The sequence below is a fragment of the Collinsella sp. CLA-ER-H7 genome (assembly GCF_040092345.1).
GTDB lineage: Bacteria > Actinomycetota > Coriobacteriia > Coriobacteriales > Coriobacteriaceae > Collinsella.
This window is the reverse complement of the sequence record NZ_JBBNLT010000010.1, coordinates 88,586-98,234: the sequence shown is the minus strand read 5'-3', so window position 1 is coordinate 98,234 and position 9,649 is coordinate 88,586. Positions and strand designations below refer to the sequence as shown.

The window sequence follows — 9,649 nt, the reverse complement described above, 5'->3', positions numbered from 1 at the left end:
ACCGCAAGCTCGACGAGCGCGTCCGCGCCTTCCTGACCCGCGGTGTGACCGGCGACACCGACATCAACATCATCGACACCGCCGAGTTCGCGATCCCCGGCCTTGACGACGAGTTCCGCGTCATCGTGTCTCCGTGGATCCTCTCCTCGCTGATTACCGATCGCCTTGCCGCTTACTACGAGACGGTCACCAAGCACAACCTCAACTACCGTCGTTACTATCACCAGTTCGATTACTAAGAGCAAATAACGTTTGTGTAATTGGGCCCCGCTCCTATATGGAACGGGGCCCCGTTTGGGTTGGAGAGTAATTATGAGCTACCCCCAGCTTGCCGTTATGAATATCAGCCATCGCTACTTTGATCTTGAGGAGTTCTTTTCTTCGGCGTCGGCTTCGGGCTACACGTGTTGCGAGCTTTGGACCGGGGCGATGCATCTGTATGTCGATTGCCATGGATACGATTCGCTCGAGCGGGTACGGGAGCTGTCGCAGCGGTATGGGGTTCGGATTGTGGGGCTTTGTCCCGAACAGAACAACCCCAAGCCGTGGAATATCGCGGCGCGCGGGAATGAGGCGCGTGCCCGCACGCTCGCGTACTTTAAGAACGTTGTAGATATCGCGGCGGAACTTGGAGCCGAGCAGGTCATGGTCTCGAGCGGCTGGGCATTTTTGAACGAGCCGATCGAGGACGCGTGGGGTCGCAGCGCCTCGATGCTGCGTGCGATTGCCGAGCATGCGGGAGAGCGCGGCGTGCGACTGGTGCTCGAGGCCCTACAGCCGGTTGAGTCGATGATTGTGAACTCGGCGGCCGACACGAAGCGCATGATCGAGGCAGTTGATCATCCGGCACTTAAGGCGTGTCTGGATTTGGGCGCTATGGCGGTGGCAGGGGATACCATCGACGATTATTTCGATCTGCTTGGCGATGATGTCGCCCACGTGCATTTTGTCGATGTTGCGGCAGACGGCACGACGCATCTTGCTTGGGGTGACGGCGACCGCGATATGCGCGCCGACCTGGATAGGCTGGTGGCGCGCGGCTATCGCGGAGTTGTTTCGGCCGAGACCTATGATTGGCGCTATTTCGCCAATCCCGCGGCAGCCGACGCTCAGGTTATGGCGGAGTACCGACGCGCAATTGGCGCCTAGGTGGGGTTGGGTTGCGGCAACCTGCCCTATGTTTCCAAATGAATACGCTGTGAGCCGTGAAGGATGATTCTCCCCGCAAGCACTCTAGTATGCTAAAGTACCCAGAAGACCGGCGGAGCTATGCCGGTCTTCTGTTCTATATGAAACACAGCATGAGGAGGCTCACCAGATGACGGCCACACCGTGGGGATTCCGGGACATATTGCCCGAGGAGGCTCAGGCGCGCGAGGAGATCGCATGTACGGTGAAGGGCTGCTTCAGGGAGCATCATTACCTTCCGGTCGAGACGCCGCTGCTCGAGGACAAGGGTTCGCTCGAGGAGGGCGGCCGCATTGCGGATACGCCGTTTAAGCTCTTTGATGACGACGGCCGCCTGCTGGTGGTCCGTCCCGACAACACATTGCCGATCGTGCGCTTGGTTTCGACTCGCATGCGTGCGGCCGATCTGCCGCTGCGCCTGCGCTATGAGGCGCCGGTGGTTCGCGAGTGTCAGCGCAATGCCGGCGGCTCGCGTCAGTTTACGCAACTAGGTTTTGAGCTCATCGGCGCGGGCGACACCGCGGGCGATGTCGAGATTGTCTCACTGGTCGCCGAGGCCGTGCGCAAGCTGGCACTTCCCGGTGCGCGCATTATCGCGGGCAGTGTGCGTCCGTTTAAGGAACTGCTTGCGGCGTGCGAAGATCGCGAGCTGGCTGCCGAGGCACTGCGCTACGTGCACGCCAACGACTTCGTGGGCCTCGATGCCCGCGTGGCGGAAAGCGCAGAGTCCGAGGCCGTTAAGGTCGCCATTAGCGAGCTGCCGCGCCTGCACGGTGGTGCCGAGGTGCTCGACCGCGTCGACGCGCTGCTGGCGGCGGCGGGCATTGTTGCGCCGCTCACGCGCGAGCTGCGTGCCCTGGTCGATGGCCTGGCTCCCGAGGACGCCCGGGTGCTGTCCTTCGACTTCTCCATCATGAACTCGTTTGATTACTACACGGGCCTGGTCTTTAAGGCCTATGCCGGCGGACTGCCCGATCCGGTCGGTTCAGGCGGACGCTACGACTCCATCTTTACTGGCGCATTTGGCGACGGCATCGAGGTGCCGGCGGCGGGCTTTGCCTTTTCGCTCGAGCGTCTGGAGGCCGCGCATACCTCGGCCGAGGACGCTGCTTCCGATGGTGACCATGCCGTGGGCCGCGGCGCCGAGGGTCCACTGCGCATCGCCGTGCCCAAGGGCTCGCTCAAGGCCGACACGCTCGACGTGCTCGAGGCCGCGGGCTTGGACGTCTCTGAGCTGCGCGACCCCGGCCGTCACCTCATCGTGCGCGGCCGCGACACGCGTGCTGGTGAGGGCACGATCGGCGATATCGAATTTGTCATCGTGCGTCCCAGCGACGCGCCCGCCTTTGTGGGCTGCGGCGGTGCCGACTGCGGCATCTGCGGCTGGGACTCGCTTATCGAGGCAGACCTCAACCTGCTGCAGCTGGTCGACCTGGGCTACGGCCTGTGCACGTTTATCGAGGCGGAGCCTGCGTGGCGCGCCGGCCAGGCCGAGCGCAACTATGCCCGCCGTGGGTCGCTTCGCGTGGCAACCAAGTACCCGCGCATCGCGAGTGCCTGGTATGCCGAGCGCGGCGTGAACGCCGACATCGTCTCGCTGCATGGCAACATCGAGCTGGGCCCCATTGTCGGCATGACCGACCGTATCGTAGACATCACCGCCACGGGCGCCACGCTGCGCGATAACGACCTCGTTATTACTGGTCGCATTATGGACTGCACGGCCCGCTTCTTTGTCAATCCGGGTGCCGCACGTCTGGATCCGCGCGTGCGCAATCTGGCAGATCGCTTGGCGGCAGCCGTGAAGGACAAGCATTTTGAGCCCGTTGCGGGCTCGGCACAATAGCGCGAGCACGCACGGGCGTCCCAACGTCCGGGCTGCGGGCCGACTGGCGCCGCCGCCCGGTCTCTCGTTTTTCGAACAAAACCTCGACCGATAGGGGATACCGATATGAAGACCATCAAGCTTGCTCCCGGCGAGCGCCTCGTTACCAACCAGCTCAACCGTAAGGGCGTGCTGCCGCAAAACATCGTCGACGCCGCCCGCGATATCGTGGCCAACGTACGCGCCAACGGCGATGCCGCGGTGCGCGATTACTGCCAGCGTTTTGACGGCGTTGAGCTGCAGAGTTTTCGCCTGCCGCAGGAGCAGATTGATGCTGCACTCGAAGGCCTCGATCCTGCCTTTGTCGCGGCTCTCGAAAAGGCCGCACGCCAGATTCGTGAGTTCCACCAGCGCGAGCTCGAGCAGAGCTGGTTTACCACGCGCCCGGACGGCACGATGCTCGGCGTTAAGGTGACCCCGCTTGCCGCGGCTGGCATCTACGTGCCGGGCGGCCGTGCGCAGTATCCCTCCACGGTGCTCATGAATGCCATTCCCGCCAAGGTCGCCGGCGTTGAGCGCGTGGTCATGGTGACCCCGCCGCAAAAGGACGGCCTGATCAGCCCCTACACGCTCGCCGCGGCAAAGCTCGGCGGCGTGGACGAGATCTATATGGTGGGTGGCGCCCAGGCCGTGGCCGCGCTGGCGTACGGTACCGAGACCATTCCGCGCGTCGACAAAATCACCGGCCCGGGTAACGCCTTTGTCGCCGCTGCCAAGCAGATTGTCTCGGGTGACGTGGGTATCGATATGGTTGCTGGTCCCTCCGAGGTCTGCGTGCTGGCCGACGCCACGGCCAAGCCCATGGTGGTCGCGGCCGACCTGATGGCCCAGGCCGAGCACGATCCGCTGGCGGCCTGCTATCTGGTGACCTGCGACGAGCAGTTTGCGTGTGAGGTCGAGGCGGGTATCGACATCCTGGTGGCGCAGTCCCCGCGTGCCGAGATTACGCGCGCTTCGCTCGACAATGAGGGCACCATCGTGGTGGCCGCCGACATGGCCGCCGCCGTCGAGGCCGTGAACACGGTGGCGCCTGAGCACCTTGAGCTGCACTGCAAGGACGCGATGGGCCTGCTCGGCGGCATTCGCAACGCCGGCGCTATCTTTGTGGGCGCTTGGAGCTCGGAGCCGCTCGGCGATTACGTTGCCGGCCCCAATCACACGCTACCGACCGGCGGCACGGCCATGTTCTCCAACCCGCTTTCGGTGGAGGAGTTCGTCAAGCGCTCGAGTGTCATTTGCTATACACCCGAGGGTCTGCTCTCCGATGCTCCTGCCACGCAGCGCCTCGCCGAGGCCGAGGGTCTGTGGGCACACGCGCTTTCTGCCGCGCTGCGCCGCCGCGTGTTGGAGCAGGGCGAGGATGCCGTGAGCGCCGAGTCGCTCGCCGCGGCCGACCTGACCAAGGTTGCCTGGCCGGGCGACGCCGTGGCGACGGTTGCCGAGGGCGTGGACCTGGCGGCTGCAAGCGCTGATGGCGCCGGCGCGACTGGCAAGGAGGCCTAATATGTCCGAACTCACGCCGCGCATGAAGGAGCTCGTCCAGCCCTACTTGGCCGGCATTGAGCCCTACGATCCCAACTTTACGCCCACGCGCATCAACCTTTCGGCCAACGAGAACACCTATCCCGTGCCGGCTGGCGTGCGCGAGGCGGTCGACGCCGCCCTGGCCGCTACACCGCTCAACCGCTATCCCGATCCCATGTCCAACGATCTGCGCGACGAGCTTGCCGCTTGGCATGGTGTGACGCGCGAGAATGTCTGCGTGGGCAACGGCGGCGACGAGCTGCTCTATAACTACCTGTTGGCGTTTGGCGGCGCGGGACGGACCCTGCTCAACTGCCCGCCGTGCTTTAGCGAGTACGCGTTCTTTGCGTCGCTCTGCCAGACCGAGGTGCGCGACGTGTGGCGCGACCCGGCGACCTTTGAGCTCGACCAGGCTGCCGTGCTTGCGGCGGCGCCCGAGTGCAGCCTGGCGATCGTGACCTCGCCCAACAATCCCACGGGCGACGTGGCTTCGCTCGGCTTTGTCGCGGCCCTGTGCGATGCGTGCCCCGGCATGGTAATGGTCGACGAGGCCTACGTTGAGTTTGCCGACGATTCGTTTGGCGCGGCCACCACGGCGCAAGGCCTTATCGCCGAGCATCCCAACCTGGTGATTCTGCATACGTTGTCCAAGGCGTTTGGCGCTGCCGGCACGCGTCTGGGCTATGTGATTGCGGCGCCCGAAGTCATCGACGTGTTCGCGGCGATTCGCCAGATCTATTCGGTTAATGTGCTGAGTCAGGCAACCGCGCTTGCCTGCGTGCGTGCCCGCGATGCGTACACGCCCGTGGTGGCGCAGGTCGCATCCGAGCGCGAGCGCGAGCTGTGCGCCCTGCGCGCAATGGCTGCCGAGGGCCTGCCCGTGGAGGCATGGCCGAGCGCGGCGAACTTTGTGCTCGTGCGCACGCCGCATGCCACGCGCGTGCGTGAGCGCCTGCGCGACGAGTATTCGATTTTGGTGCGCGACTTTAGCTACGCGCCGGGCCTTGCGGACTGCCTGCGCATCACTGTTGGCACGCCGCAGGAAAACGATGAGGTGCTGGCCGCGTTTGCCGCGCTGGTGAAGGAGGAGATGTAGATGGGCCGTTATGCCGAGGTGACCCGCAAGACGGGTGAGACCGACATTGTCGTCAAGCTCGACCTAGACGGATGCGGCGTGTGCGATATCTCGACGGGCGTACCGTTTTTCGACCATATGCTCAACGCCTTTGGTCGCCATGGCCTGTTTGATTTGACGGTGCATGCGGTAGGCGACGTTGAGGTCGACGCGCACCACACCGTCGAGGATACGGGCATTGTGCTGGGCGAGGCGTTTTGCCAAGCGTTGGGCGACAAGGCGGGCATTACACGCTTTGCCGATGCAGCGATTGCCATGGACGAGACACTCGTGATGGCTGCCGTGGACATTTCGGGTCGCGGCCAGGCCTACTGCGAGCTGCCCGTGCCGACCGAGCGCGTGGGCAGCTTTGATACCGAGCTGGCCGTCGAGTTCTTCTATGCCTTTGCACGCGATGCCAAGCTCACGCTGCACGTGCGCGAGCTGGCGGGCGGCAACTCGCACCACATTATCGAGGCCGCCTTTAAGGCCGTGGGCCGCACGATGCGCCACGCCTGTGAGCTCGATCCCCGCGTGCAGGGCATCCCCAGCACCAAGGGCTCACTGTAACCGTCACAAGGGTAAAACCACCACGAAGGTGCCTGTCCCCTTTGTGGTGGTTTTGGATGATGAGAAGTGGAGGGTCGCGTGGGCGAACCAAAGATTGTGGTGGTCGACTACCACAAGGGCAACTTGTCGAGCGTCGTGCGCGGGCTTGCGCGCGCCGGTGCCGCCGCCTGCACATCGGACGATCCGGAGCAGATCCGCAACGCCGACGGCCTGGTCATCCCGGGCGTGGGCGCGTTCTATGACGCAATCGCCTTTATGCGCCAGAGCGGCGAGGAGGTGGCCGTGCTCGATGCCGTTGCCGCCGGAACTCCGCTGCTCGGCATCTGCCTGGGCCTTCAGCTATTTTTTGAGCGCGGCAACGAGGGCGTGCCGGCGGACGAGGGCACGGTCGCGGACGGAAACGCTCCCGAGCAGGCTGGCGGTCCCTGGGTCGATGGCCTGGGCATCATGCGTGGCTCGTGCACGCACCTGGAGTCGAGCCGTCTGAAGGTCCCGCACGTGGGCTGGGACCAGGTGCACATGACGCCCGCCGGTGCGGCCGATTCGTTGCTTGCCGGTTTTGCCGAGGGCGCCAACATGTATTTCACTCACAGCTACGCGGTGGCCGACGACGTCGATGCCGCCGATGTGTTGGCACGCACGCACTATACACGGAGCTTCCCGTGCATCGTGCGCCACGGTAACGTGTGGGGCTGCCAGTTCCATCCCGAGAAATCCTCCGCGCTGGGTCAGTGCATCCTTAAGAACTTCGTCAGCATCGTCGAGGAGGTTGGCCGATGATCCTGTTTCCCGCAATCGATCTGATCGGCGGCAAGGTTGTGCGCCTGGAGCGCGGTGACCGCAACCGCTGCAAGGTGTATTCCGATGACCCCGTGGCCGTCGCCCGCTCGTTTGCCGAGCAGGGCGCAAGCTGGGTGCATGTCGTCGACCTGTCCGCTGCCTTTGGCGAGGACGAGGACACATGCGCTGCCAACTCGGCGGCGATTAAGGCCATCTGCGGCGTCGGCGGTCTGTCCGTGGACGTGGGCGGCGGCGTTCGCTCACTCGCGCGCATCGATGAGCTGGCAGGCTATGGTGCTCGCCGCATTGCGCTGGGCACCGTGCTCGTGACCGAGCCGGGTTTTGCTGAGGTGGCAGCCCAAGGCTTTGGCGAGCTGCTGGTCGCCGACATTGCCGCGCGCGACGGCCAGGTTAAGGTGAACGGCTGGCGCGACGGCGCGGGCGTGGCGCTCGACGATGCCGTGGCGCAGCTTACCGAGCTGGGCTTTAAGCATCTGGTGTATACCGACATCGCGCGCGATGGCATGCAGACGGGCATCGATGTGGCGGCGTATCGCCATGTGGCCGAGGTCGCGGGCTTTCCCGTCGTGGCTTCGGGCGGTATTTCGACGCTCGACGACATCCGCGCACTGGCCGCGGTGGGCGAGGTCGCGATTGAAGGCGCCATTACCGGCCGTGCGCTCTACGAAGGCAACTTTACGCTGGCACAGGCGTTGGCCGCCGCCCGAGGGGAGGAGTAGCCCATGCTTACCAAACGCGTAATTCCCTGTCTGGATGTTAAGGACGGCCGCGTGGTCAAGGGCGTCAACTTTGTGAGCTTGCGCGATGCGGGCGACCCGGTGGAGCTAGCGCGTGCCTACGATCGCGAGGGTGCGGACGAGGTCGTCTTCCTGGATATTACCGCCACGAGTGACAACCGCGCGACGACTATCGAGATGGCGGCGCATGCGGCCGAGGAGCTCGCCATTCCCTATACCGTGGGCGGCGGCTTTCGCGACTTGGCGGGCATGCGGACCATGGTTGCCGCCGGCGCCGACAAGGTGTCGCTTAACTCTGCCGCTGTGCGCGACCCGTCGTTGATCAGCCAGGCTGCCGCGGCGTTTGGCAACCAGGCCGTGGTCGTGGCGATCGATGCCAAGCGCGTGGGGCTGCCCGGGGAGCCGGGCGCCGATAAGTGGGGGGTCTTTACGGCGGGCGGCCGCAACGCTACGGGTATCGACGCGGTGGCGTGGGCCGAGGAGGCGGCTCGTCGCGGCGCCGGCGAAATCCTGCTGACCAGCATGGATCGCGACGGCACCAAGGCCGGCTTTGATTTGGCGCTCACCCGCGCCGTGGCGCGCGCGGTGCCGATTCCCGTCATCGCGAGCGGCGGCGTGGGCACACTCGAGCATTTTGCCGAGGGCGTGATCGAGGGCGAGGCCGACGCCGTGCTGGCGGCGAGCGTCTTTCACTTTGGAACCTTCAGCATTCGCGAAGTCAAAGAGTATATGGCCTCTCAAGGTATTCCTGTGAGGCTGGACTTCTAATGCTGCGGCTTGCCCAGGCACCCGACCTTCCGGCTCCAACCCTCCTCGCGTACTTAAGTACGCGTCGTCGGGCTTGTCGCTCGGAATCTCGGGCACCTGGACAACCCTCGCCGACCGGCGATGTTTAAATTGGGGAATTGAAATGAGAGAAATTACTACTCCAGCGGATCTTAAATACGACGCCAAAGGATTGATTCCTTGTGTGGTTCAGCAGTATGACACCGGTGAGGTGCTTATGGTTGCTTGGATGAACGAGGAATCGGTGGGGCTGACGCTCAAGACCGGGACCACGTGGTTTTGGAGCCGCAGTCGCCAGGAGCTCTGGAATAAGGGCGCGACGAGCGGCAATATGCAGGAGGTCAAGGAGCTCTGGGCCGACTGCGATAGCGATACGCTGCTGGTCAAGGTCGACTCGCCGGGTCCGGCCTGCCACACCGGCAACCGTACCTGCTTCTTTAAGCGCGTGGAAGGGGGAGTGCGATGAAAGTCGTGACGCCGTTCGAGGTCGCCGACTGCAACACCGAGCTCCTCCGCGCGGGCGTGCCATGCCGCGTGCACCTGACTGATGCCTGCGGGGCGCAGTCGCTTTGGCTCGAGGCCGAGAAAGAAAGGCTCGATGAGGCCCATGCCGTCATCGTCGAGTTCTTTGAGAAAAAGGGCGCAAAGCCTCGGTTCGATGAGACCGGTACCTACTTTACGCTGCAGTAACGAGAGGAAATAACCATGGGAGTCAGAACAGCTAACGTGCAGCCGGGAAATATCGGCGAGACGCTGACGGGACTGGCCGAGGTGATTCACGGTCGTCGCGACGCGTCGCCGCAGGAGAGCTATACCGCGCGTCTGTTGACCGACGTCGAGGATGAGCTGCTCAAGAAGCTTGCCGAGGAGGCGAGCGAGGTGATCATGGCCTGCAAGGATAACGACCATGACCACATTCGCTATGAGGCCGGCGACCTGGTCTACCACCTGCTCGTGACGCTCGAGCGCTACGGCATCACCCTCGACGAGCTGGCCGGCGAACTCAACGCTCGCCGCCACTAGTCGTTTAAGAACGTCCCCAAT

General features: G+C 64.1%; 11 protein-coding genes and 1 pseudogene. All 12 read left to right on the top strand.

The window, feature by feature from the left end; genetic code table 11:
- A pseudogene (locus AAAX75_RS07290) lies at positions 1-239 on the top strand (SIS domain-containing protein); the annotation flags it as partial.
- A 73-nt stretch (positions 240-312) separates the two neighbouring features.
- Positions 313-1,149, top strand: a complete 837-nt coding sequence (locus AAAX75_RS07285; protein ID WP_346972715.1) for a sugar phosphate isomerase/epimerase — start codon at positions 313-315, stop codon at positions 1,147-1,149.
- 169 nt (positions 1,150-1,318) lie between these two features.
- Positions 1,319-3,034 carry an ATP phosphoribosyltransferase gene (gene hisG, locus AAAX75_RS07280; RefSeq protein ID WP_349091620.1) on the top strand — a complete coding sequence of 572 codons (1,716 nt, stop codon included), beginning with the start codon at positions 1,319-1,321 and terminating at the stop codon, positions 3,032-3,034.
- Positions 3,035-3,139: 105 nt separating this feature from the next.
- The gene (gene hisD, locus AAAX75_RS07275) at positions 3,140-4,576 is read left to right on the top strand and encodes a histidinol dehydrogenase (RefSeq protein ID WP_349091619.1); all 1,437 of its coding nucleotides are present in this window, start codon (positions 3,140-3,142) and stop codon (positions 4,574-4,576) included.
- Between the two features lies 1 nt (position 4,577).
- The gene (hisC, locus tag AAAX75_RS07270) at positions 4,578-5,693 is read left to right on the top strand and encodes a histidinol-phosphate transaminase (RefSeq protein WP_349091618.1); all 1,116 of its coding nucleotides are present in this window, start codon (positions 4,578-4,580) and stop codon (positions 5,691-5,693) included.
- Complete coding sequence (gene hisB / locus AAAX75_RS07265) at positions 5,694-6,281, top strand: imidazoleglycerol-phosphate dehydratase HisB (RefSeq protein WP_346979703.1); 588 nt, start codon at positions 5,694-5,696, stop codon at positions 6,279-6,281. It begins immediately after the preceding gene.
- A 78-nt stretch (positions 6,282-6,359) separates the two neighbouring features.
- Positions 6,360-7,061 carry an imidazole glycerol phosphate synthase subunit HisH gene (gene hisH / locus AAAX75_RS07260; RefSeq protein ID WP_349091617.1) on the top strand — a complete coding sequence of 234 codons (702 nt, stop codon included), beginning with the start codon at positions 6,360-6,362 and terminating at the stop codon, positions 7,059-7,061.
- Complete coding sequence (locus AAAX75_RS07255; RefSeq protein WP_349091616.1) at positions 7,058-7,801, top strand: HisA/HisF-related TIM barrel protein; 744 nt, start codon at positions 7,058-7,060, stop codon at positions 7,799-7,801. Before hisH ends, AAAX75_RS07255 begins: the two co-directional genes overlap by 4 nt.
- 3 nt (positions 7,802-7,804) lie before the next feature.
- On the top strand, positions 7,805-8,587 hold the full coding sequence (gene hisF / locus AAAX75_RS07250; RefSeq protein ID WP_349091615.1) for an imidazole glycerol phosphate synthase subunit HisF: 783 nt from the start codon (positions 7,805-7,807) through the stop codon (positions 8,585-8,587).
- A 142-nt stretch (positions 8,588-8,729) separates the two neighbouring features.
- Positions 8,730-9,071: a phosphoribosyl-AMP cyclohydrolase gene (hisI, locus tag AAAX75_RS07245; protein ID WP_117629975.1), complete on the top strand. Its 342-nt coding sequence runs from the start codon at positions 8,730-8,732 to the stop codon at positions 9,069-9,071.
- On the top strand, positions 9,068-9,295 hold the full coding sequence (locus AAAX75_RS07240; protein WP_099432266.1) for a hypothetical protein: 228 nt from the start codon (positions 9,068-9,070) through the stop codon (positions 9,293-9,295). The genes hisI and AAAX75_RS07240 overlap by 4 nt, the downstream gene beginning before the upstream one ends.
- A 15-nt stretch (positions 9,296-9,310) precedes the next feature.
- Positions 9,311-9,628, top strand: a complete 318-nt coding sequence (hisE, locus tag AAAX75_RS07235; RefSeq protein WP_117797555.1) for a phosphoribosyl-ATP diphosphatase — start codon at positions 9,311-9,313, stop codon at positions 9,626-9,628.
- Positions 9,629-9,649 lie beyond the last annotated feature (21 nt).

What these genes read in the sequence shown, in the direction of transcription:
- AAAX75_RS07285 (WP_346972715.1), top strand. Translation starts at nt 313, where the DNA reads ATGAGCTACCCCCAGCTTGCCGTTATGAATATCAGCCATCGCTACTTT.
- hisG (WP_349091620.1), top strand. Translation starts at nt 1,319, where the DNA reads ATGACGGCCACACCGTGGGGATTCCGGGACATATTGCCCGAGGAGGCT.
- hisD (WP_349091619.1), top strand. Translation starts at nt 3,140, where the DNA reads ATGAAGACCATCAAGCTTGCTCCCGGCGAGCGCCTCGTTACCAACCAG.
- hisC (WP_349091618.1), top strand. Translation starts at nt 4,578, where the DNA reads ATGTCCGAACTCACGCCGCGCATGAAGGAGCTCGTCCAGCCCTACTTG.
- hisB (WP_346979703.1), top strand. Translation starts at nt 5,694, where the DNA reads ATGGGCCGTTATGCCGAGGTGACCCGCAAGACGGGTGAGACCGACATT.
- AAAX75_RS07255 (WP_349091616.1), top strand. Translation starts at nt 7,058, where the DNA reads ATGATCCTGTTTCCCGCAATCGATCTGATCGGCGGCAAGGTTGTGCGC.
- hisF (WP_349091615.1), top strand. Translation starts at nt 7,805, where the DNA reads ATGCTTACCAAACGCGTAATTCCCTGTCTGGATGTTAAGGACGGCCGC.
- hisI (WP_117629975.1), top strand. Translation starts at nt 8,730, where the DNA reads ATGAGAGAAATTACTACTCCAGCGGATCTTAAATACGACGCCAAAGGA.
- AAAX75_RS07240 (WP_099432266.1), top strand. Translation starts at nt 9,068, where the DNA reads ATGAAAGTCGTGACGCCGTTCGAGGTCGCCGACTGCAACACCGAGCTC.
- hisE (WP_117797555.1), top strand. Translation starts at nt 9,311, where the DNA reads ATGGGAGTCAGAACAGCTAACGTGCAGCCGGGAAATATCGGCGAGACG.